This window comes from Oceanotoga sp. (assembly GCF_030445905.1).
GTDB classification, from domain to species: Bacteria; Thermotogota; Thermotogae; order Petrotogales; family Petrotogaceae; genus Oceanotoga; species Oceanotoga teriensis.
Map to the genome: position 1 here is coordinate 20,888 of NZ_JASUSU010000018.1, position 22,363 is coordinate 43,250.

Annotated in this window: 25 protein-coding genes; 15 read left to right on the top strand and 10 right to left on the bottom strand. The window is 25.6% G+C overall.

The features are described from left to right. Window positions 1-67: 67 nt before the first annotated feature. From ptsP to PWP28_RS06955, 4 genes are all read right to left on the bottom strand, one after another. Window positions 68-1,765 (bottom strand): phosphoenolpyruvate--protein phosphotransferase, encoded by a 1,698-nt coding sequence (gene ptsP, locus PWP28_RS06940; protein ID WP_308644458.1) that lies wholly within the window; start codon window positions 1,763-1,765, stop codon window positions 68-70. A 10-nt stretch (window positions 1,766-1,775) separates the two neighbouring features. After that, window positions 1,776-2,033, bottom strand: a complete 258-nt coding sequence (locus PWP28_RS06945; protein WP_109604173.1) for an HPr family phosphocarrier protein — start codon at window positions 2,031-2,033, stop codon at window positions 1,776-1,778. Continuing rightward, window positions 2,011-2,772: a glucose PTS transporter subunit IIA gene (locus PWP28_RS06950; RefSeq protein ID WP_308644459.1), complete on the bottom strand. Its 762-nt coding sequence runs from the start codon at window positions 2,770-2,772 to the stop codon at window positions 2,011-2,013. The genes PWP28_RS06945 and PWP28_RS06950 overlap by 23 nt, the downstream gene beginning before the upstream one ends. Before the next feature lie 107 nt (window positions 2,773-2,879). Next, window positions 2,880-3,707 carry a PRD domain-containing protein gene (locus PWP28_RS06955; RefSeq protein ID WP_305081995.1) on the bottom strand — a complete coding sequence of 276 codons (828 nt, stop codon included), beginning with the start codon at window positions 3,705-3,707 and terminating at the stop codon, window positions 2,880-2,882. Between the two features lie 259 nt (window positions 3,708-3,966). Here PWP28_RS06955 and PWP28_RS06960 point away from each other — a divergent pair, with 259 nt between their 5' ends. The 11 genes from PWP28_RS06960 to PWP28_RS07010 all read left to right on the top strand — a co-directional run bounded on the left by PWP28_RS06960 (window position 3,967) and on the right by PWP28_RS07010 (window position 13,446). Beyond that, on the top strand, window positions 3,967-4,866 hold the full coding sequence (locus PWP28_RS06960; RefSeq protein ID WP_109604176.1) for a metal ABC transporter substrate-binding protein: 900 nt from the start codon (window positions 3,967-3,969) through the stop codon (window positions 4,864-4,866). Between the two features lie 83 nt (window positions 4,867-4,949). After that, entirely contained in the window at window positions 4,950-5,315 is a 366-nt protein-coding gene (locus tag PWP28_RS06965) for a Fur family transcriptional regulator (protein WP_109604177.1), read from the top strand. 14 nt (window positions 5,316-5,329) lie between these two features. After that, window positions 5,330-6,073: a metal ABC transporter ATP-binding protein gene (locus PWP28_RS06970; protein WP_308644460.1), complete on the top strand. Its 744-nt coding sequence runs from the start codon at window positions 5,330-5,332 to the stop codon at window positions 6,071-6,073. Beyond that, window positions 6,066-6,878, top strand: coding sequence for a metal ABC transporter permease (locus tag PWP28_RS06975; protein WP_264149632.1), 813 nt, complete (start codon window positions 6,066-6,068; stop codon window positions 6,876-6,878). Before PWP28_RS06970 ends, PWP28_RS06975 begins: the two co-directional genes overlap by 8 nt. Window positions 6,879-7,148: 270 nt before the next feature. Then, the gene (locus tag PWP28_RS06980; RefSeq protein ID WP_305081994.1) at window positions 7,149-8,003 is read left to right on the top strand and encodes a PRD domain-containing protein; all 855 of its coding nucleotides are present in this window, start codon (window positions 7,149-7,151) and stop codon (window positions 8,001-8,003) included. A 120-nt stretch (window positions 8,004-8,123) separates the two neighbouring features. Beyond that, a complete protein-coding gene (gene nagE, locus PWP28_RS06985) occupies window positions 8,124-9,569 on the top strand; it encodes an N-acetylglucosamine-specific PTS transporter subunit IIBC (protein WP_109604184.1) in 1,446 nt (481 codons plus the stop codon). Window positions 9,570-9,625: 56 nt separating this feature from the next. Beyond that, window positions 9,626-10,534 (top strand): haloacid dehalogenase-like hydrolase, encoded by a 909-nt coding sequence (locus PWP28_RS06990; protein ID WP_369426136.1) that lies wholly within the window; start codon window positions 9,626-9,628, stop codon window positions 10,532-10,534. Between the two features lie 11 nt (window positions 10,535-10,545). Next, window positions 10,546-11,028 carry a PTS glucose transporter subunit IIA gene (locus tag PWP28_RS06995; protein WP_206050512.1) on the top strand — a complete coding sequence of 161 codons (483 nt, stop codon included), beginning with the start codon at window positions 10,546-10,548 and terminating at the stop codon, window positions 11,026-11,028. Between the two features lie 76 nt (window positions 11,029-11,104). Further along, window positions 11,105-11,881, top strand: coding sequence for a metallophosphoesterase family protein (locus PWP28_RS07000; RefSeq protein ID WP_109604186.1), 777 nt, complete (start codon window positions 11,105-11,107; stop codon window positions 11,879-11,881). A gap of 9 nt (window positions 11,882-11,890) precedes the next feature. Beyond that, window positions 11,891-12,724 (top strand): ROK family protein, encoded by an 834-nt coding sequence (locus PWP28_RS07005; RefSeq protein WP_109604187.1) that lies wholly within the window; start codon window positions 11,891-11,893, stop codon window positions 12,722-12,724. A gap of 98 nt (window positions 12,725-12,822) precedes the next feature. Next, the gene (locus PWP28_RS07010) at window positions 12,823-13,446 is read left to right on the top strand and encodes a hypothetical protein (RefSeq protein WP_308644461.1); all 624 of its coding nucleotides are present in this window, start codon (window positions 12,823-12,825) and stop codon (window positions 13,444-13,446) included. Between the two features lie 54 nt (window positions 13,447-13,500). Here PWP28_RS07010 and PWP28_RS07015 read toward each other — a convergent pair whose 3' ends face one another. From PWP28_RS07015 to PWP28_RS07030, 4 genes are all read right to left on the bottom strand, one after another. Continuing rightward, window positions 13,501-14,286, bottom strand: a complete 786-nt coding sequence (locus tag PWP28_RS07015) for a hypothetical protein (protein WP_240597487.1) — start codon at window positions 14,284-14,286, stop codon at window positions 13,501-13,503. Window positions 14,287-14,397: 111 nt separating this feature from the next. Then, entirely contained in the window at window positions 14,398-14,634 is a 237-nt protein-coding gene (locus tag PWP28_RS07020; RefSeq protein WP_109604189.1) for a thioredoxin family protein, read from the bottom strand. Window positions 14,635-14,647: 13 nt separating this feature from the next. Then, complete coding sequence (locus PWP28_RS07025) at window positions 14,648-15,604, bottom strand: permease (protein ID WP_109604190.1); 957 nt, start codon at window positions 15,602-15,604, stop codon at window positions 14,648-14,650. A 14-nt stretch (window positions 15,605-15,618) separates the two neighbouring features. Then, a complete protein-coding gene (locus PWP28_RS07030; RefSeq protein WP_109604191.1) occupies window positions 15,619-15,972 on the bottom strand; it encodes a metalloregulator ArsR/SmtB family transcription factor in 354 nt (117 codons plus the stop codon). Window positions 15,973-16,107: 135 nt separating this feature from the next. Between PWP28_RS07030 and PWP28_RS07035 the strand changes: the two genes are divergently transcribed. From PWP28_RS07035 to PWP28_RS07045, 3 genes are all read left to right on the top strand, one after another. Continuing rightward, complete coding sequence (locus PWP28_RS07035; RefSeq protein WP_264149644.1) at window positions 16,108-16,890, top strand: glycine betaine ABC transporter substrate-binding protein; 783 nt, start codon at window positions 16,108-16,110, stop codon at window positions 16,888-16,890. A gap of 222 nt (window positions 16,891-17,112) precedes the next feature. Further along, window positions 17,113-18,153, top strand: coding sequence for a tryptophan--tRNA ligase (gene trpS, locus PWP28_RS07040; protein ID WP_109604193.1), 1,041 nt, complete (start codon window positions 17,113-17,115; stop codon window positions 18,151-18,153). Between the two features lie 31 nt (window positions 18,154-18,184). After that, window positions 18,185-18,958 (top strand): sirohydrochlorin cobaltochelatase, encoded by a 774-nt coding sequence (locus PWP28_RS07045; protein ID WP_109604194.1) that lies wholly within the window; start codon window positions 18,185-18,187, stop codon window positions 18,956-18,958. Between the two features lie 35 nt (window positions 18,959-18,993). Here PWP28_RS07045 and PWP28_RS07050 read toward each other — a convergent pair whose 3' ends face one another. Next, window positions 18,994-20,316 (bottom strand): MATE family efflux transporter, encoded by a 1,323-nt coding sequence (locus PWP28_RS07050; RefSeq protein WP_158274769.1) that lies wholly within the window; start codon window positions 20,314-20,316, stop codon window positions 18,994-18,996. A gap of 65 nt (window positions 20,317-20,381) precedes the next feature. On the opposite strand from PWP28_RS07050, the gene PWP28_RS07055 reads away from it, so the two are divergent. Further along, window positions 20,382-21,191 carry a MerR family transcriptional regulator gene (locus PWP28_RS07055; protein WP_264149647.1) on the top strand — a complete coding sequence of 270 codons (810 nt, stop codon included), beginning with the start codon at window positions 20,382-20,384 and terminating at the stop codon, window positions 21,189-21,191. Here the strand turns inward: PWP28_RS07055 and PWP28_RS07060 are convergent. Then, entirely contained in the window at window positions 21,181-22,353 is a 1,173-nt protein-coding gene (locus tag PWP28_RS07060; RefSeq protein WP_308644462.1) for a radical SAM protein, read from the bottom strand. The genes PWP28_RS07055 and PWP28_RS07060 overlap by 11 nt on opposite strands. Window positions 22,354-22,363: the final 10 nt, after the last annotated feature.

Genomic DNA, 22,363 nt, shown 5'->3' on the forward strand with positions numbered 1-22,363 from the left:
ATAATACTTTAAAAAATTCCATACTCGTATAAAACCATCTTAGAAAAATCTAAGATGGTTTTATTGATTAACTAAGAAGTCTTTGAATTGGATCGGAACTTTCATAATTTAGTATATCTTTTGCAAGTTTTATATTTTCTGAATTATTACTTTCACAAATATTCTTTCTTGTTTTTAATACACTTGCAGGATTAACGGAAAATTCATTAAGTCCAAATCCACATAGTAATCTTGTGAAACTTGGATCTGATGCTAATTCTCCACACATTCCTACAGAGATATTATTTTTATGAGCATTACTTATTATTGTATTTAAAATTCTTATTATTGCTGGATTGTAAGGATCATAAAGTGATTGAACTTTGTCATTAGTTCTATCAACCGCCGTAAAGTATTGAATCAAGTCATTAGTACCTATACTAAAGAAATCAACATGCTTTGCAAAGATATCGCTTAAAATTGCAGCTGATGGAACTTCGATCATCATACCAACTTTAATATCTTCAGAAAACTTTATTTGTTCATCTTTTAATTCATTTTTAACTTCTTCAAGTACTTTTTTAGCCTCGAATAATTCTTCAACACTGGAGATCATAGGGAACATTATTTCAAGTTTTCCATATATACTTGCTCTTAATAAAGCTCTCAATTGAGTTTTAAAAATATCTTTTCTATCAAGACAAATCCTTATTGCTCTGTATCCCATGAAAGGATTCATTTCTTTTGGAAGATTAAGATAATTAACTTCTTTATCTCCACCTATATCTAAAGTTCTTATAATTACAGGTTTATTTTGCATACTTTCGAGTACTTTTTTATATATTTTGAATTGTTCATCTTCTTCAGGTAAAGAATTTCTATCCATATAAATAAACTCTGTTCTGAATAATCCTACACCTTCGGCATCATTTTCAAGTACAAATTCAACATCTTTATGATTTGCTATATTTGCAAATACTTTAAAAGATTCACCATCTTTCGTAATTGTTTTTTTATTTATATATTTTTTTAATTCTTCTTTTTCTCTTAAAAAATCTTTTAAAATCAAATTATATTCTGAAATTGTTCTGTCATCAGGATTAACAAAAACATCTCCAGAATCTCCGTCAACAATTATTTCTACATTATCATCTATTTTTTCAAATATAGAATCTATTCCAACAACTGCCGGAATACCCATTGTTTTTGCAATTATTGATGTATGTGAAGTTTTACCGCCTACTTGAGTGACAAAACCTTTTACCTTGTCTTTATTCATAGATGCAGTATCAGAAGGAGTTAAATCATAAGCAATTATTATACAATCTTCTGAAATATTAGAAAGATTAGGATCTTTTATACCAAGAAGATTTCTTAACATTCTATCTGATACATCTTGAATATCTACTATTCTTTCTTTAATATATTCATCATCTATAAGACTAAAATTTTGTATTAAAATATCTCTAACTGTTTTTATTGCAAATTCTGAATTAATACCAGTATTAATTTGTTCTTTTATATTTGAAATGAATTCTGGATCATTTAAGAACATCTTATGAGCTGAAAATATTTCAGCTTCATCTTCACCAATATCTTTTTTTGTTTTTTCGTATAATTCATCCAATTGTTTTTTAGAAATATCTACAGACTTTTCAAATCTTTTAATTTCTTCATCAGTATTCGATATATTCTTTTTCTCTATAATAATTTCTGTTTTTTTATATATAAAAGACTTTGAAATAGCTATTCCTTCAGAAACACCAAGTCCTTTTAAATTTAACATAAAAAACACCTCAATCTTCAAAAGAATTAATTAAATCAGTTAAAGCTGAAATAGCTTCATTTTCATCTGCTCCATTAGCGATTAATTTTATTTCAGTTCCTTGAGTTACGCCTAAAGATAAAACTGAAAGAATTGATTTTGCATTTATAGATTTTCCATTAGCCTCTAATTTGATATCACAATTAAAAGAAGCTGCCTTTTGTGAGAATAATGCTGCTGGTCTTGCATGTAATCCTGTCTTGTTTTTAATTTTTAAAGTTTTTTCCATTTAAAAACTCCTCCTTAAATTTAATTTTTATGACTAAATCATTTTTATTAACAATCAATTTTTCAGTATAATCCATATCCTCAATACACTCAGTATCTGTTATTAAAACCATAGTTACTGGAGAAATATCCTTAGATTTAAAAAAATTTAAATCGAGTTTAGCCATTAGATCTCCTTCTTTTATAACATCATTTTCTGAAATATAAAGATCTAAACCTTCTCCTTTTAAATGTACTGTATTTATGCCAATATGAACCAAAATATCTTTTCCAAAATCAGTTTCTATTACAATAGCATGCTTTGAATCAAATATACTCTTAACTCTTCCATTTACAGGAGAATATACATTATTTGAATCTGGAAATATTGCAAATCCATCACCGGCAAGTTTCCTTGAAAAAACATCATCATCTACATCGCAAATATTAATCAATCTACCTCTGCAAGGTGATTTTAATGAAAGAATTTCATTCAAGTTATCTTTTATGATACTTTTATTTTCATTTGTTATTAATATTTCATCTTTTATTATCTTTGAATTTATACCAAAAACTATTTGAACACCATCATTTTTAAAAAATACTTCTTTTGCACCATTTTTTAAAAGAGTTTCTCTATTTACAATATCATTATTCAATAGTTTGACTCTAAGTCTTGTATAACATGAATCTAAATCAAGAATATTAGATTTTCCACCTAAAGAAGATATTATTTTTTGTATATTTTCTGAAAATAACATAATCACTCCCCCTAAATAAAAAATCAGGCATCAACCAAATAAAACACTAATAAGTGCTTTTATTTAGCTGGTGCCTGATCTCATCAGTAACACGCAAAATATTTATATTATAAATTTTTTAGTTTATATACATGAACAGCTATAAAACCTAATTCATCATCGGATAAACTTATGTTTAACTCTTCAAATATTATATTGTTTATTTCTTTTGATATTTCATACTCTTCACTCATTTTATTTAAAATATCTTTGAGCAGAGGATTAGAAATATTTTTTTTATCATTATTTCTTTTTATGCAATCTTTTATATGGTCTATAAATCTTTTGAAATCAAAGGGATGGTTCAAAACATCTATATTTTTATTGGATAAGAGTTTTTCAATCTTATTAACTATTTGATTTAGTTTTATCAAATCTTTTTTTGATTTAGATTCTTTGGCAGAATTCAAATGCAAAGCTATAAAACCTGCTTCATCATCTGGAATATTTATACCTGTTTCTCTTTTCAAAATATTCAAACATTCTTTTGCTATCTCAAACTCAATTGGAAATAAAAATTTTGTCTCTTCTAAAAAAGGATTTTTTAATGATATGCCTTCTTTAAGTCTTCTAATTGCAAAGTTTATATGATCTATCATTCCAAGATGAGTGTCAACTTTAAATTTCATATCGAGTTTTTTTGACGCCAAGTTAAGTATTTTTTCTGTTATTAAAGCAATTTTTGGATCTATATCAGATAAAATATCTTTGTTTTTAATCAAATCAGATTTCTCAGTAGATATAAATATATGCTCAACAGTATCGATGTTTTTTACATAAGAACCTTTTTGTCTTGCAAAACCTATACCTTTACCTATCAAAATAAAATCTTCATCATTTTTTTCAACAAGTACAACATTATTGTTGAATACTTTTTTTATTTTATATTCGTTCACATTATCACCCTCAGTGAACTATTCGAGTTCAATTATATTATCATTTGATACAACATGTCAAATCTGAATATCTCTGAATAGTCCTTAATATATCTTAATAGAAGTTATTAAATAGGTTTATTTATAAAAATTAGACCTCTATATAGTATACAACAAAAAAGTATATAAAATTTAACATTAAATTAAAAAATAGATGTTATTATATATGCAAATGATTCTTAAATGCGAATTATTTGCATTTAAAATTTAGGAGGTTAAAATGAAAAAATTTATATTATCAATTTTATTATTTGTATTTATATTTAGTTCTGGATATGCGGTAAAAATATCAGTATCTATGAATCCTTATTATCTGTTGTTAAAAGATATAGTTGCTGAAGAGGATACTGTAAATCTTATAATTCCTGTTGGAAAAAGTCCGCATACATATTCTTTAAGTCCAAATGATTTAAAAAATATATATGATTCAGATGTTGTATTTTATAATGGCCTTGGTGCTGAAGTTTTTATAGACAAACTTTTGGACAATTTAAAAAATAAAGGTATAGAAACTATTGAATTTGGGAAAAAAATACCACATTATCTTTTAATAAATTCATCCAAAGCATCACATGATCATGATGAAGAAGATGAACATGAACACCATCATCACGGAGTTAACCCTCATGTTTGGCTTGATACTTTGATAATAAGAGATTATGTTTTACCACAAATAGTTGAAACATTATCAGAAATTAATCCAGACAATGAAGAAATATATGAAGAAAATGCTAGAAATTTTGTAGAGAAATTTGATAAAATGGATAAAGAGTTTATTTATAAAATGAAAAATACTGAAAGTTCGATAATGGTTTTTCATAATGCTTATCCATATTTTACAAAAAGATATAACATAAAAACAGGCGGAGTCATACAAACATCACCAGGTATAGATCCATCATTATCTCAAATGAAAGATACGATAAAACAAGCAAAAGAAAATAATGTAAAAGTGATATTCATAGAGCCTCAACTAAGTGATGTTGCAGCAAAAAAAATAGCTGCCATGCTTGGAATTGATATTGGTATTTTAGATCCATTAGGAAATACTTCTTATAATAGTATAATGGATTTATATGAATATAATTTTGATGCCATATATAAATTCTTAAATAAATAATAGGATATTTTAGTAATTTGGAATGGATTTTGGGGCCTTTTTTTTAAGCCCCCTTTTTCTCATTTAAAAAAGAAGGTGATTCTATGAAGCTAACAAAAGCGAGAAGAGATATTTTAGAAATATTTAAAAATTCAAATTATCCATTGAGTGCTGAACAATTATTTGAACTATTGAAAAAAGAATATGATTTATCAACGATATACAGAAATTTAAATTTTTTTGAAAAAAATAGTGCATTGAAATCTATAGTTTTTTCTGATAAAGTAAAGTATTTTTATTCTGGAGAAGGACATTTTCATTTTATATATTGTGTAAAATGTAAAAAATTTGAAAAATTTGATTTATGTTATGAAGATAAGATTTCTCAATATATTAAAGAAAATTTAAAATTTGAGATATTAAATCATACGCTTTATTTTGAAGGGATATGTCAAGATTGTAGAAATTGATAGGAGAATTATACATGAAAGATATTATGATAAATGTGAATAATCTTAACTATAAAGTTGAAAACACAGAAATATTAAAAGACATTAATTTTAATATATATAAAGGTGATTTTGTAGGGATTATAGGACCAAATGGAGCTGGTAAATCAACTCTTATAAAAATATTATTGAATGAAATAGAAGATTATGATGGAGATATAAAAATATCTGAAAAAATAGGTTATGTTGCCCAACATGATGAATTTGAAAGGGATTTTCCAATAAAGGCATACGAAATTGTATTGTTGGGAATGTATAAAAAAAGAGGTATTTTTAAAAGGTATAAAAAAGAAGATTATGAAAAAGTAAAAAAACTTATGAAAATACTTGAAATAGACTATTTATATGATAGAAAAGTTGGCAAATTATCTGGAGGAGAATATCAAAGACTTGCACTTGCACGTGCTTTAGCTTCCGAACCAAGTATCCTCATATTAGATGAACCTGAAGCAGGTGTGGATAAACAAGGACAAAATTTGTTTTATTCATTATTAAAAAAATTAAATAATGAAAAAAATATAACCATAATAATGGTAAGTCATGATTTGTCTATGGTTTTTAAAGAAACAACAAAAATAATGTGCTTAAACAAAAGTTTACATTGTCATAAAGATACAAAAGAAATGACAGCTGAGGAATTGAAAAAAATATATTCAGAAGATCTTGAATTACTTGTACATGTTGATGAATCAGTTAAGGTGGTAGATAGAAATGATTGAGATATTTCAATATGATTTTATAATCTATTCCCTTTTAACTGGTATACTTTCTGGAATAAGTTGTGCATTATTATCAAATCTTATAGTTTTGAAAAAGATGGAATTCATTGGAGATGGAGCTGCTCACGCTTCATTTGGTGGAATTGCTTTTGCAATTTTGATGGGATGGAATTTAAATATTGTTGGTATAATTACCGCTTCTATATTTGCCTCTATTATTTATTTAATAAGCAAAAAACAAAAAATACATGAAAATTCTATTATAGGAATGCTTTTATCATTATCTATGGCTTTAGGAGTAATATTTTTGTACATCAAACCTGGTTATACACCAGAAATTTCAAGTTATTTATTTGGTGATATACTCATGGTGAATAAACAAGATGTTATATTACTCAGTACAATACTTATTATAATTATTTTTTCGATCATACTTTTTAATAAAGAAATAAAATATTTTACATTTAATCAAAGAATGGCTAAAATATATGGAGTTCCAGTCAGTATTATAAATTTTATATTTTTATTGACAGTGTCCATAGTAGTTGTGACATCTGTTAAAATAGTTGGAATAATACTTGTAACATCATTATTGATAACGCCTGGTGTAATATCAAAAATGTGGGCTAAAACATTAAATCAAATGTTCATTATATCCTCATTTATAGGATTTTTCAGTTCTTCATTGGGAATAATAATATCTTATTATTTAAATATACCATCTGGGCCTTCAATAGTTGTAACTCTTTTTACGATGTTTATATTTTCATATATTTTAAATTATTCAAAAAAATTATTCTCATAAAACAATCTCATACATTTGTATGAGATTGTTTTTTTAAGATAAGTACAATATATTCAAGAAAATTGTATTTAACAAAACTTAAAAGATAAAAAATACGTTTAATCAACAATAATCATGAATAATCGTTTTTGACTTAAATTTGTATCTTTGATAAGATAATTAATAGTACTTAGGTGTGTAACTGAATTAAATCAGGCATAAACCTATATAAAGGAATTAAAAAAGGAAAATTCCCTTATATAGGTTTTTTCTATTTTGGGAGGGCTTTATATGATAATGTCAGGTGAGTTTGAAATACTTAAAATAATAAATAATAATGTCGTTTTAGCCCGTGAAATAAATTATAATAGAGAGATGATAGTAATAGGAAAAGGAGTAGGTTTTGGTAAAAAAGTAAAAGGAATCTATGAATTTAAACCTGGTGTTATAGAAAAATCATATATATCAAAAGATGATGAAATAAAATCAAATTTCTTTAAACTTATGGATCAATTAGACTCAGATGTAATAGGTGTAACTGAGGAAATAATAGCTTTAGGTGAAAAGAGACTTGGCAGATTAAATGCCCATATACATATTGCTTTGACAGATCATATAAGTTTTGCTATTGATAGGCTTAAAGAAGGATTGATTATAGAAAATCCATTTTTATTTGAAATAAAGACTATGTATCCTGAAGAATATGAAGTTGCTCAAGAAGCTGCTGATTTGATAAAAGAAAGATTAAATATGGAAATATCACCATCAGAAAAAGGATTCATAGCCATGCATTTGAACTCTGCAAGACAAGACAAAATGATTATGGAAACCTTGAAAGATACAAGGGTAGTTAAAGATGTTATAGAACTTATAAATCAAGAATTAAGCATAAAAATACAAGAAGATGAGATGAGCTATTCAAGACTTTTAACACATTTAAAATATGTTATAAGCATCATAAATGATGATAAAAACCTTGAAAATCCGTTACTATCAAATATAAAGAAAGAATTTAAAAAATCTTTCAAAATAGCTGAAAAGGTAACACAATATCTTGAAAAAGAATTGAATATAAAGTTGAGTGAACATGAAATTGGGTATCTTGCTTTACATATAGAAAGAATAGATCGTTTAAAAACTGAATAAAAGATAAGCGTGTAACTGAATAAAATCAGGCATGAGCTTAAACAGGGACAATTGATATTGTCATTATGTTTTAGTTCATGCCTTTTTTATATATAAAAATATAAAGGGGGAAGTATTGCTATGATGAAATATCTACAAAGACTTGGTAGATCTTTAATGTTACCAGTTGCAGTTTTACCTGCTGCTTCTATACTTATGGGTATAGGATATTGGATTGACCCAGTAGGATGGGGTGGAAATAGCATATTGGCGGCATTTTTAATTAAAGCTGGTGGAGCTTTAATAGATAATATGGGTATTCTTTTTGCTGTTGGTGTAGCTCTTGGAATGTCCAAAGAAAAAGACGGTTCATCTGGCTTGAGTGGACTTGTTGCTTTTATGACAATTACAACATTATTATCAACCGCAGTTGTTTCAAATCTTTTGAAAGTTCCTATTGAAGAAGTAAATCCAGGATTTGGAAAAATAAATAATCAATTTATTGGTATATTATCAGGTTTGATAGCAGCACATTGTTATAATAAATTTTCACATGTGAAATTACCAGATTTTTTAGCTTTCTTTAGTGGTAAAAGACTTGTTCCAATAATGACAGCTGTTTATATGCTTGCTGTTTCTGGAGTATTTTTATTTGTATGGCCTGTTATATATTCTGGACTTGTAGCATTTGGTTCAGCAATAGCAAGTCTTGGAGCTTTTGGTGCTGGAATCTACGCTTTTTTCAACAGACTTTTAATACCAACAGGACTTCATCATGCATTGAATTCAGTTTTCTGGTTTGATGCCATAGGAATAAATGATATAGGTAATTTCTGGTCAAATACTGCGGCAACATTCCCAGGAGTTACAACGGGTATGTATCAAGCAGGATTTTTCCCAATAATGATGTTTGGATTACCTGGAGCAGCACTTGCAATGTATCATACTGCTAAAGATAATAAGAAAAAATTAGCTGCAGGACTTTTAATGGCAGGAGCATTTTCTTCTTTCTTTACAGGAGTTACAGAACCATTAGAATTCTCCTTTATGTTCTTAGCACCTGTATTATATTTTATACATGCTTTATTAACAGGTATTTCTGTTTTTATAGCTGCAACTTTCAAATGGATAGCAGGATTTGGATTTAGTGCAGGTTTTGTAGACTATACTTTAAGTTTTAGAATACCAGCTGCAACTAATATATTAATGTTAATACCACTTGGCCTTGTAATGTTTGCACTTTATTATTTTATATTTAGATTTGTTATTCAAAAATTGGATCTCAAAACAATTGGTAGAGAAGACGATGTTGACGAAAATGAAGGAAAAACTTATTCTAAAGATACAAATTTTGATGAAATGGCAAAAATAATACTTGAAGGACTTGGTGGAAAAGAAAATATAGAATCAATGGAATATTGTATAACAAGACTTCGTGTTGAAGTTAAAGATAATTTAAAAATTGATGAGAAAAAAATAAAATCATCAGGAATAACAGGTATAATAAGACCTTCTAAAAAAGGAATTCATGTTGTAGTAGGTCCTCAAGTTCAATTTATGTATGATGCAATGCAAAAATATATGTGATTTTATGGTGGCCTAAAAAGGCCACCATATTAAAATAATATGAGGTGATTTTGATGATTAAAAGAATTCTTGACTTAAATGCTTCAGATATAAAAAATTTAAATAAAGAAGATATATTAAATTCTATTAAAGCAGCTGAAGGAAGAACAGTTATGAGTGAAATTATAGGTAAGTATCCACCTATATTAGGAGATGTTAGCAATGTTGAAGTAGCCTGTTCATTTGGGGCGGATATAATACTTTTAAATATGTATGATGTAGAAAATCCTGTTATAAATGGTTTGGAAATTCAAGATGATGAAAATTTTTTAAGAGAATTAAAAGATATAGTTGGTAGAATAGTAGGAATAAATCTTGAACCTGTGGATGAATCTAAGGAGCTTTTCGATGAAAAAATTAAAATTAGTGAAGGAAGATTAGCTACCGTTAATAATGTAAAAAAAGTTTTGGATCAAGGAGCTGATTTTATAGTATTAACGGGGAATCCAAAAACTGGTGTAACTAATGAAAAAATAATAAACACAATAAACAATATTAGAAATGAACTTGGTGAGAATGTCCTTATAATAGCAGGAAAAATGCATAGTTCTGGTAATGATGAAGAAATTATAAATCAAAAAATTGTTGAAGAATTTATTGAAGCGGGAGCAGATATAATACTTGTTCCAGCACCAGGAACTGTTCCTGGAATTACACTTCAAAAGATAACAGATATAACTTCATATGTTCATAAAAAAAATAAACTTATAATGACAACAATAGGAACATCACAAGAAGGTTCAGATGATTATACAATAAAACAGATAGCCATTAATTCAAAGATGGCAGGAGTAGATATACATCATATAGGAGATGCTGGAATGAGTCCGGGTATAGCAACTCCAGAAAATATAATGAATTATTCTATATCTATAAAAGGAAAAAGACATACATATAGAAGAATGGCAAAGTCGATAAAAAGATAGGAGGACTAAGTATGTTTGGCATATTTAAAAAAAGTGATAAAGTAGAATTGTATTCTCCAATATCTGGAAAATCAATCCCGATAGAACAAACTCCAGATCAAGTATTTTCTGAAAAAATAGCTGGAGATGGAATAGCTATCAATCCTGAAGAAGGATTAGTTGTTTCTCCTTGTAAAGGTGAAATACTGCAGATATTTAAAACAAATCATGCTATTGCCATAAAAGAAGAAAATGGGCTTGAAATATTAGTTCATCTTGGAGTTGATACTGTAAACTTGGAAGGTAAAGGGTTTGAAAGGATAGCCGAAGTAGGACAAAAAGTTAAAGTTGGAGATCCTTTGATAAAAATGGATTTAGAATTTTTAAAAGAAAATGCCAAATCTATCATATGTCCAATAATTATAACTAATATGGATAAAGTTGGAAATATTGAAAGAAATTACGGAAATTTAAAAAGAGGTCAAAGAATAACAAAAATAACTTTAAAGAAGTGATAGTTTTATAATTAAAAATTCATTGGTATAACCAATGAATTTTTTTTATATGTTATAATCATTTAGGGTGATATATATGATAATTGCTATCGGAGATATTCATGGATGTAAAAATGAACTCGAAAAGCTTTTTTTTGAAATAAAAGTTAAAAAACCGTCTTTAACTATTTTTTTAGGAGATTATGTTGATAGAGGACCAGATGTAAAAGGTACTATTGATAGTATGTTGGAATATGCTTCGGAAAATAAAAGTATTTTTCTTCTTGGAAATCATGATGATATGGCAAGAAGTATGTTATTTAATGATAAAAGGTATAAAAGAGATATCTGGAGAAAACAAGGAGCTGAACAAACATTAAAATCTCTTGCAGGGTTTTATGATGAAAATATAAGTGATTATTCGAAGTATGTAAAATATATTGATGAAAAATATTTAAATTTTTTAAAAAAGTTAAATACGATTTATTATATAAAAAATGATTATATATTTGTACATGCAGGAATAAGAGATTTTAATAAAGATATAGAAAATCAAGATGAAGATTATGAAATAAATATTATAGAAGATCCCAAAGATATATATCATTCATATGTATGGGAAAGAAACACTTTTTTTTCACATAAAAATAAGTATAAAAATTATATCATAGTTCATGGTCATACACCAACTGTAGCATTAGATAGATGGGGGTTTGAAATAACAGAAGAAGATTATAACAAACCTTTTTTTAGAAAAAATGATAATGATGAACTTATATCTATAGATGTTGATACAGGAGCAGTTTATGGCTATTCATTATCTGCGATTCTTATAGAAGAAGGAAAATTTGAAACTATATCAATAAAAGTATAGGAGGAAAATATGATTAAAAAAAATATAGGGATAGATATAGGTGGAACAAAGATGTACATGCTAGCTGAACATGATGGGAAATATATTGAAAAAAAAGTTCCTACTGGAAAAGAAATAAAGCCTGAAATGTTAAAAAAATATATAATAGATTTTATAGAAGATTTACCTTTTGGAGTAGAGGGAATTGGAATGGCTATTCCTGGATTAGTTGAAGATGAAAATAAAGTTAATTTTTCAAATGTAGTTCCAGGATTAAATGGGCTTAAATCAGAGTACTTTTCTTATAAAGGTGCAAAAGTTAAATTTATAAACGATGTTAAAGCGGCACTTGTTGAGGAAGCTTCTTATTATCCAGAAGATTATACTGTTAGTGTTTTTATGGCTGGAACTGGAATAGCAGTTGCAACAAAAACAAATAAAGAAATTGTATATGGTGCAAATAGCTGGGCTGGTGAAATTGGATTTGCACCAATTGCTGTAAAAGATAAAGTTTATAAATTAGATGAATTATCCAGTGGAGCATCAATATTAAAAAAATTTGATGGAAATGTGGAAGAATTGATAAAAAAATTAGAGAATGAAGATAAAGAGGCAGAAAAAATAATAAGGGAAGCTGGATATTATTTTGGTATAGGTCTTGCGATAACAATAAATTTATTCAATCCAAATATAATAGTTGTTGGAGGAAGTACATCTACATATAAAAACTACTTTGAAACAGCTTTAGAAGTTGCATCTGAAAATGCTTTAAAACAAGCTTTTGAAAGCTGTGAAATAAAAAGACCAAAAGATATGAAAAGAATAGTGGCTTTGGGTGCAAGGAAATATTTAGAAAAAGATTAAAAATCATTTTTTTAAAATTTTCAAATGGAATGGTTAACATTATATATGAAACAAAGTAAAATTGATTAATTTTGTTCTTGAATTTTGGGAGGTGTTTGATGGACAAGAATGTTAAACTATATATTGATTATTATGGAGATTTATCTTCAAATAGTAAATCTAAGTATTATGATTATATACAATCTAATTATGATATAAAAAATTTTTTATATGCAGGTAGTTATTGTGATATCACACCTTCTTTTTATTTTCCGGAAGGTGTTTATGTAGATTTATATAATAAAAAATTAAATAATTTTTTTGATTCTGATGAAGTTTTAAATCTTGTAGACTCAAAAAAAAGATATTCAGAAAGTTCTGAAATAAATTTTATAAAAACAAATTATGAAAATTTAGTTTATGATAAAAATGTTGATTTATTGATTTCTTTTAATGCAGGTTTTGTTTCAAAATATTGTGATAAATATTTAAAAAAAGAAGGATTATTGTTAGTTGATGATGATCAATTAGATGGAACTTATGCTTTTTTAACTGATAAATATAAAATAATAGGACATTTTGAAGACAAAAAATTTATTGAAGATGATACTTTAAAATTATCTATCGATACTGATGAATTATCTTTGGATATTTTTGAAGTTAATTATAATTATTCTAGATTAAAGAGAAGATTATACAAAAAAAACAATGCTTTAGTTTATTTGTTTAAAAAAATTATTTAATTTATATTGAAAAAAAGCCAAAATAATAATAAAAATTATTTTGGCTTTTTTATTTTAATCATTTTTTTTATCTATAAAGTTTCTTAAAGCATTACCAATTCTTTCAAGTAATAAATACATATCTCTATTTTTATTTAATTTTTTTAACATATACCAAAATAATGCAATACCTAGAATAGATCCTCCAGCATCATATATTAAATCAGTCATAGTATCGAACAAACTATTTTCTTGGGACATTCTATATCCAGGATAATTTTTAAAAATTTGATCAGATGTGAATTCAAATATTTCCCAAATAGTTCCAAAACTCAAAGATGTGAAAAAAGTATAAAGATTAACTTTCCAAACAAGAGTCGGTATTTTTTGTCTTGAAAAAGTTAATTCGAGTGATAAAATAATTGGGAAAATTATGAGAGCTAACCAAATTCCACCAGTTATATGCAGTATATCATCATAATATTCGTATTTGTTGTAAAATTCTAAAAACATACCAAAAAAGCTATGAAGAGCTATTTGAATGATTGTAAATGTTTTGATTTCTTCGAAAATTATAGAATTTGTAACCCATTCAAATATCCATACTACATAAACACCGAAAGCAAATATTAAATATCCAAGAAAATGAGGTAAGTTTAAACTCCAAAAACTTGCAATAACAGGTACAAATATTATTAAAGAAAAGAATAAGTTAAAATATCTCAGAAATTTGTAATATTTTGTGTTTGAAGAAAACAAAGTTTCTCTAACTATTTTATCTTTAAAAAGATATTTTGAGATATCATAGAACTCTTTTTTTAAAAAATTCAATGCTTTAGTCAAAGCAAATTTATTCTTCAAAATGATTTCCTCCCAAGTATTTTATTATTGATTAATTATGTTAATTATATCAAATAGGAAGGATTAAACATAATCTATAATTTAGAATTAATAATTTTTATATTATTTTAATCATTCTATTAACCTTTTGATTAATTCTTTTTTTGATGGAACTCTACCAGAAATTATAACTTTTTCATCAACGATTAAAGCAGGAGTTTTCATAACTCCATAACTCATTATTTCTGATAAATCTTTTATATGATTTATTTCAAAGGGTATAGAATTTTCATCTAAAACTTCTTTTGTAAGAATTTCAAGTTTATTGCAATTTGAACATCCACCACCAAGTATTTTAATATTTTTCATATAAATCTCTCCTTTATAAAATTATATTGAATAAATAACCTGTTAATATAATGCCAATAGAAGTAACTGCAAAAAAAATTAATATTAATTTAGGTTTTATCACTTTTCTCAATAAAATACCTTCGGGTAATGAAAGAGCTGTAGTAGCCATCATGAAAGCTAAAGCCGTTCCAATTCCAACACCTTTTCCAATTAATGCCTCAGCTATTGGAATTGTTCCAAGTGCATTTGAATATAATGGAACTGCTATTAATGTGGATATAATTACAGCTATTGGATTTTCTGGTCCAGCCCATTTTATGAGAAATTCTTCTGGAGCATAGCCATGAATAAAAGCACCAATTCCTATACCAATTAATAAAAAAATCCAAATTCTTTTAATTATATCTTTTACATTATTTATTGCGAAAAAAAATCTTTGATTTTGAGACATCTTTTCTATTTCAATTTCTCCCATTTTGATTTTATATACATAATTTTCTACTTCTTTTTCTAAATTAAGTTTTCCAATTATTAAGCCACCAAATACTCCCAATATTACTCCAGAAAAAATATATAAAATAGCTATTTTCCAACCAAATGATCCCAATAATATTGCAAAAGCAGCTTCATTTACTATTGGAGAAGTTATTAAAAAGGAAAAAGTAATGCCAAGTGGAATTTTTGCTTCAATAAAACCAATGAATATTGGGACTGAAGAACAAGAACAAAAAGGAGTAACTATACCCAATAATGAAGCTATAATATTTCCAGAGATTCCAGAAAATTTTTCTATGTATTTTTTTGTTTTTTCAGGTGGGAAATAACTTCTTATATAAGATATTATGAATATCATTATAGATAATAAAATTAATATTTTAATAATATCGTAAAAGAAAAAATGAACGGAAGATCCTATAGTAGAGTTTAAATCAAGTTTAAAAATTTCTTTAACTAAAATATTTATTAAGTTTTCAAGCCATATGAACATTAAAAATCCCCTTTTTAATTAATTTTTTTTATAGAACAAAATTTTAAACTATTTTCTTTAGAATTAAAAAAATTATAATCTTTTTCTAGTTGATCATAGGAGTTTAAATTTAAAAAAATATAATTTAATATTTTAATTAATAATAAATTATTTTTATTTAAAGAATAAAGAATATATTGTTCACTTTTTTTACCAGTTATAAAATCTAAATCCCTCAATTTAGCTATATGTTTTGATATTTTTGGTTGAGATTCTTTCATAATAAAAGATAGATCGCATACACACATTGGTGATTGGAATAAAAGCATCAAGATTCTTATTCTTGTTTCATCAGATAATAATTTGAATAAATTAGATAAATTTTCCATAAAATACCTCCAATATAATACTTATATACTAATATACGTATATGAGTATTATATTAAAAAAGATCATAAATGTCAATTACTAAATTTATTTTTTATTGTTACTTTTGTTAAAATATAATAAATGGAGGTGATTTTATGAAGGTTAAAATAGGAATAAAACCTTTCAATGAACAGAGAATACTTGGAAACATAATAGGTATATTTCTAAGAAATAATGGATACGATTATGAAATAATTGAAAGTGAACCTAAACTTGAAGCAAATATAAATGCTTTAAAAAATGGATTAATTGATTTTTATATTGAATATTCTGGAACAGCTTATAATGCAATTTTAAACCTACCAATTTATAAAGTATGGAAAGAGGATGAAGTATTTGAAGATATAGAAAAAGAATTTAAGAAATTGGATTTAAAAGTTTTTATAAAGCTTGGATACAAAAATGATTTTATACTTGCAATGAAGAATAAAAAAGAAGGCATAAAAAGAATATCAGACTTAAAAGATAAGGCTGATAATATGATATTTTCTTGTCCTAAACCTTATATTGAAAGACAAGACGGACTTCCTGCAATAGAATCTGCTTATAATATTAAATTTGAAAAAATTGTATCAAATATGCCAGATGGAATGTATGAGGACTTAGAAAATGAAAGAGTAGATATAATAACAGCTTTTTTAACAGATTCTCGTATAGAAAAAAATAATTTATATTTATTAGAAGATGATAAAAGAGCTTTACCACCTTATGAAGCTTTTATATTGCATAAATCTTTGAATACAGATATTTTAAATATTTTAAAAAGGCTTGAAAATAAGATAAGTAGTGAAAATATGCGAGAAATGAATTATGAATTTGATTTTAATAAAATAGAACCTGAAAAAATAGCAAAAATATTTGTTGAAAATAATCTATGAAATGTAGTATAATTGTTTTGGGAGTGATTTAAATGAAATATTTTTATACAAAAAAAATGAATAATAATATAAATTGGTGGTGGCATCTTTAAGGGTGCCAAAATTTGATAATAATAAGGCATCCGTTTAGGATGCCCTTTAAATTTTTAAGGGCTTTCTTTTGAGAAAGTCCTTTTTATTTATTAATTAATAATATTAAATATTAGATTGGAGGAATTCAATATGGAAAGAAAAAGAGTTTTAACAGGTGATAGACCAACAGGAAAATTACATTTAGGACATTATGTGGGTAGTTTAGAAAATAGGGTTAAATTACAACAAGAATATGATTGTACTTTTATAATAGCTGATTTACATATGCTTACAACAAAAAATTCTCAAGAAAACATAAAAGCTTCAGGTGATAATGCTGTTCAATTAGTTTTGGATGCTATATCTGCTGGTATAGAACCAGATAATGTTAAATTTTATCTTCAATCTGGAATTCCAGAAATGTATGAAATGTATACTTTATTTCAAAGTTTAGTAACTGTTTCAAGACTTGAAAGATTACCAAGTTTAAAGGATATGGCTAGAGATGCTAATATAGAAATGCCTTTTGCTTTGCTTGGATATCCAGTTCTTCAAGCAGCAGATATACTTTGCGTGAAATCTCATCTTGTTCCTGTTGGTAAAGATAATGTTGCTCATGTTGAAATCGCTAGAGAAATAGCAAAAAGATTCAATTCTATGTATGGAGAAATGTTTCCTATACCTGAACCAATGCAAGGTCAAGAAGCTTCTTTGGTTGGTATTTATGGAAAACAAAAAATGAGTAAAAGTGCTAATAATGCTATATTTCTTTCAGATTCTTCCGAAGATGTTAAAAAGAAAGTGATGAAAATGACTACAGATCCAAACAGAATAAGGGCAGATATTCCTGGAAGAGTTGAAGGAAATCCAGTATTTATTTATCATGATTTATTTAATTCTGATAAAAAAGAAGTTGAAGATTTAAAAGAAAGATATAGAAAAGGTACTGTTGGAGATGTTGAAGTTAAAGAAAAATTATCTATTGCAATAAATAACTTTTTAGATCCTTTGAGAGAGAGAAGACATAAGTATGAAAAAACTGGTATGATAGAAGATATAATATTAAAAGGGACTCAAGAAGTTAGGCTTGAGGTTCAAAAGACAGTTTATGAAATGAGAAAATTGATGGGATTTAATACAGTTCAAAGAAAATTAAATAGAAAAGCTGAGAAATATAATAAAGAAAAATGATTTATTAATTAAATAAGATTGGAGGATAAATATGAAAAAAGGTTTACTTATAGTAAGTTTTGGAACTACTCATATAGATACAAGGAAAAAGACTATTGATAAAATAGAAGAAATTTCAAGAGAGAATTTTTCTCAAGATTATGAAATAAAAATAGCTTATACATCTTCTATAGTAAGAAAGAGAGTTAAACAAAATGAAAATAAAGAAATATATAGTCCTGAAGAGGCAGTTTTAAAGTTTAAAGAAGAAGGTATAAAAGAACTTTATGTTTTAACAACTCATTTTATGAACGGTCATGAATATAATAAATTATCTCATGCAATAATGAAAGAAAGAAATAATTTTGAAAAAATAAAAATAACTAAACCAATATTGACGTCTACAGAAGATCTTAAGAAAATAGCAAAATTTATAATTTCTCTTTATGAATTAAAAGAATATGAAGCACTTGTATTGATGGGACATGGTTCGGATCATCATTCTAATACGGTTTATGGAGCTACTGAAAAGATTATAGAAGATTATTCAAACAAGAATATAATAATTGGAACAGTAGAAGGATATCCAGATATAGAAACTGTTATAAAAAGATTGAATAAAAAGAATATAAAAAAAGTATATTTAAAACCTTTTATGTTAGTTGCAGGAGATCATGCAAAAAATGATATGTCTGGTGAAGAAGAAGATTCGTGGAAAAATATTCTTGAAAAAGAAGGTTTTGAAGTTGTTATAGACATGAAACCTATGGGAGAATATGAAGAAGTTCAAAAAATGTATATGGAACATTTAAAAAATATAATTTAAAAAAGAGGTTGCTTTTATGCAACCTCTTTTAGATATCATTTATTATTCATATTATATATAATTTTTTTTCCTGTTTTTACAGATATTTTTACATTTATAATAGAATATATTGAAGTTAAAAATTCAGATAATGGAATTATTAACCAAATGCCATAATCTTTAAAATCTATGAAATATAAATTTTTTAGTATGAATTCTGATAAAAAAATAAATATAAAACTTCTTAAAATTGAAATTGTAATTGCAATTTCTGGTTTTTTTATAGAAGTGAAATATCCTCCAGATACTATATTTATACACATAAATAAAAAAGCAAATGCATATATTTTCATACCATGAGAAGCCAATTGTATTATTGAATCATCTTTTAAAAATATCAATGCTATTTTATCAGAAAAAGAAAAAAATATTGTAAATGCTATTATTCCAGAGCTTATACTTGTTATAAAGCTCTTTTTAAAGTTGATTAAAACTCTTTTTATTTTCTTTTTTCCAAATAAAAAACTTACAACTGGTTGCATACCATGAGAAACTCCTATAAAAGACATCAAGGCGAAAGTATTAAAATAAGCAATTATACTGAAAGTTATCAGTCCTTTATTGCCAAGAGTTTCAATTATATTTTTATTCATTATCAGTATAATTAATCCCGAAGAAAGTTCTGCGAGAAAGTCTTGAAATCCAAGTTTATTGATATAAATAAATTTTTTAAAAGAAAATTTGAATTTTTTAAACTTAAGATTATAGCCTTTAAAAAAATGAAAAAAGAAAAATAGAAATCCTGTTAATTGTGCCAAACCAGTTGCAATAGCTGCTCCTTTTATTCCAAAATCCAATTTTATTATAAATAAATAATCAAGAAATATATTTACAATTGCAGATAAAATATTTCCAAACATTGAAAGATGAGGAAAACCATCTATTTTAACTAATACTTCCATGGCATAAGAAGTCATATAAAAAACATTAAAATAAATTACAATTGAGAGATAATCTTTTGCAAGGTGTTTGATTTCACCTTTAGCACCTAAGAATTCAACGATTTGATCTAAAAATATATGGCCTAAAAAACTAAAAATAATCGAAGTAAAAAAGGAAATAAATAATACATTCATGAATAAATTATTTGCAGATTTTTTATTTCCTTTTCCAAGCTCTATACCAATTAAATTAGATCCACCAATAGCTATCATTACACCTATTGCGAAAATTATATTTATATAAGGTAATGATATATTTACAGCAGATAAAGCATCTGCTCCCACACCACGCCCCACAAAAACACCATCTGTTATAGTATAGAATGAGTATATCCACATAGAAGTCACAGATGGTATTATATACCTATGAAGTTTCATCATAACACCTCCAATAAGACTCTACACCTTGGAGTAAGTCCAAGGTCAAGTGAAAAGGTGATAAAATGAAAAAATTTTTAAGAATAGGAGAAATATCTAAATTTTATGGAATATCTACAGATACTTTAAGATATTATGAAAAAATGGGAATTGTGAAACCAGAAAGAAATATTAATGGTTATAGAATGTATTCTATGAATCAAATATGGAAGATAAATGTTATTACAGATCTTAGAAAATTGGGGTTTCCATTAAAAATGATAAAAGAATATTTAAATAATAGGAGTATAGATAACACCAAGTATTTTATATTAGAAGAAATGAGCAGAGTTGATAAAAAAATAGATGAATATAAAAAAATAAAAAAATCTCTTATAAATAAACTTGAAAATATATCAAAAGCCGAAAATGTGAAATTAAATGATATAAATATAGAATATATAGAAAAGAGAAAAATATATTTTTTGCAAAAAATAATGACAAAAGATGAAGAAATTGATTTCCATTTAAAACAATTACAGATAGAAATTTCTCCAATGTTGACTCTTTTTGGGAGTAATAATCTATGTGCTTCTATATCAAGAGAAGATTTTAAAATGAATAATTATAACAGATATAATGGAACATTTTTATTGATAAAAGAAAATGATGATCATTATACTGATCATCTTGATGAAGGAGAATACTTGACTTATTCATATAAAGGTGATTATGAACAAAAAAAAGATATATTTAAAATCTTAAAAAAATATATAAAAGAAAACAGTTTAAAAGTATATGATGACATAATAGAAATATATAAAATAGATATACATGAAACTGAAAAAACTGAAGAATATATAACCCAAATTCAAATACCTATCATCAAAAAATAGAGTAGTCTAAATTATGATCATTTAAAATAGTTTTTTTGATAATAGAATATAGTTTATTGCTTATGAATAAATCTTTTAATATATCAGAGTTCATTTGAAATAACAATTTATTATCCAAATCATTACCGGATAAAGATCTATTTTTTTTCATAAAATGTTTTTCTTTGCTCAACCAAAAAGTATAGTTTTTAAAAGCTTTATTTATTGTATAAGTGTCATAATTTTTTTGCTTTAAAATATATTTTAAATGACTTAAAATTATATAAATTTCATCATATTTATGAAATCTATTTTTATAAACATAATGAGGTGCTATAGTTGAAACGTTTAAAGAGTTTGAAATATTGTAAAATCGCTCATAAAAATTATTAAAATAAAAAGATTTTCCCATTCCAGAAGGCTTATTATTGCTATAAAGATCTTTATATTTTCCTAAAAGATGAGTATAATTATTTTTAATAATTTCAAGAAAATAATTTTTGTTTATTCCAGGTCTTAAAGTAAGACTTCCAGGAATTACATAGTCTACACCCATATCTTTTAAAGTTTTTAATAACTTAAATATGTTTTCATCATCATCATTTATAAATGGAATAAATGGCATGGCGAGTACACCAACAAAAAAACCATCATCTTTAAATCTTTTAAGTGTTTGTAATCTTTGTTCTACACATGATGAAAGAGGCTCTATAATTTTCCTATCAGAATCATTCATAAAAGTTAAACTCATAAGAATATTTACTTTGTTTTTATTATTTATATCTCTTAATAATTCAAAATCTCTATTGATCATAGAAGATTTTGTTGTTATACTACATGAATAATTTAGTTCTTTAATTACATTCAAGATTTTTGGCATTAGTTTCTCTTTATATTCACAATGTTGATATGGATCTGAAACTCCAGACATAATCATAATAACTCCATTTTCTTTTTCTTTTGTTAATTCTTTTTTTAAAACCTCAGCTATATTTTTTCTTATTTTTATATCGTTATCAAAATTACCTTCGATATGATATTTTTCACTTCTACCATCACAATAAGAACAAGCATGTGAACATGCTATATATGGACTTAAATAGAATTTGCTGATGAATAAAGTATCGGGATAATCAGACTTTTTTAATGTTTTTTTGGGGTATATATATTTAGAATTCAACATTTTTAATGAC

Bases quoted from the DNA above. Each gene is read 5' to 3' on its own strand.
- PWP28_RS07005 (WP_109604187.1), top strand. From the start codon at position 11,891: ATGATTAAAAAAAATATAGGGATAGATATAGGTGGAACAAAGATGTAC.
- PWP28_RS06995 (WP_206050512.1), top strand. From the start codon at position 10,546: ATGTTTGGCATATTTAAAAAAAGTGATAAAGTAGAATTGTATTCTCCA.
- PWP28_RS07035 (WP_264149644.1), top strand. From the start codon at position 16,108: ATGAAGGTTAAAATAGGAATAAAACCTTTCAATGAACAGAGAATACTT.
- PWP28_RS06960 (WP_109604176.1), top strand. From the start codon at position 3,967: ATGAAAAAATTTATATTATCAATTTTATTATTTGTATTTATATTTAGT.
- ptsP (WP_308644458.1), bottom strand. From the start codon at position 1,765: ATGTTAAATTTAAAAGGACTTGGTGTTTCTGAAGGAATAGCTATTTCA.
- PWP28_RS07010 (WP_308644461.1), top strand. From the start codon at position 12,823: ATGGACAAGAATGTTAAACTATATATTGATTATTATGGAGATTTATCT.
- PWP28_RS06950 (WP_308644459.1), bottom strand. From the start codon at position 2,772: ATGTTATTTTCAGAAAATATACAAAAAATAATATCTTCTTTAGGTGGA.
- PWP28_RS06965 (WP_109604177.1), top strand. From the start codon at position 4,950: ATGAAGCTAACAAAAGCGAGAAGAGATATTTTAGAAATATTTAAAAAT.
- PWP28_RS07025 (WP_109604190.1), bottom strand. From the start codon at position 15,604: ATGTTCATATGGCTTGAAAACTTAATAAATATTTTAGTTAAAGAAATT.
- PWP28_RS06975 (WP_264149632.1), top strand. From the start codon at position 6,066: ATGATTGAGATATTTCAATATGATTTTATAATCTATTCCCTTTTAACT.
- PWP28_RS07045 (WP_109604194.1), top strand. From the start codon at position 18,185: ATGAAAAAAGGTTTACTTATAGTAAGTTTTGGAACTACTCATATAGAT.
- PWP28_RS07000 (WP_109604186.1), top strand. From the start codon at position 11,105: ATGATAATTGCTATCGGAGATATTCATGGATGTAAAAATGAACTCGAA.
- PWP28_RS07020 (WP_109604189.1), bottom strand. From the start codon at position 14,634: ATGAAAAATATTAAAATACTTGGTGGTGGATGTTCAAATTGCAATAAA.
- PWP28_RS07030 (WP_109604191.1), bottom strand. From the start codon at position 15,972: ATGGAAAATTTATCTAATTTATTCAAATTATTATCTGATGAAACAAGA.
- trpS (WP_109604193.1), top strand. From the start codon at position 17,113: ATGGAAAGAAAAAGAGTTTTAACAGGTGATAGACCAACAGGAAAATTA.
- nagE (WP_109604184.1), top strand. From the start codon at position 8,124: ATGATGAAATATCTACAAAGACTTGGTAGATCTTTAATGTTACCAGTT.
- PWP28_RS06945 (WP_109604173.1), bottom strand. From the start codon at position 2,033: ATGGAAAAAACTTTAAAAATTAAAAACAAGACAGGATTACATGCAAGA.
- PWP28_RS06980 (WP_305081994.1), top strand. From the start codon at position 7,149: ATGATAATGTCAGGTGAGTTTGAAATACTTAAAATAATAAATAATAAT.
- PWP28_RS07060 (WP_308644462.1), bottom strand. From the start codon at position 22,353: ATGTTGAATTCTAAATATATATACCCCAAAAAAACATTAAAAAAGTCT.
- PWP28_RS06970 (WP_308644460.1), top strand. From the start codon at position 5,330: ATGAAAGATATTATGATAAATGTGAATAATCTTAACTATAAAGTTGAA.
- PWP28_RS07050 (WP_158274769.1), bottom strand. From the start codon at position 20,316: ATGAAACTTCATAGGTATATAATACCATCTGTGACTTCTATGTGGATA.
- PWP28_RS07055 (WP_264149647.1), top strand. From the start codon at position 20,382: ATGAAAAAATTTTTAAGAATAGGAGAAATATCTAAATTTTATGGAATA.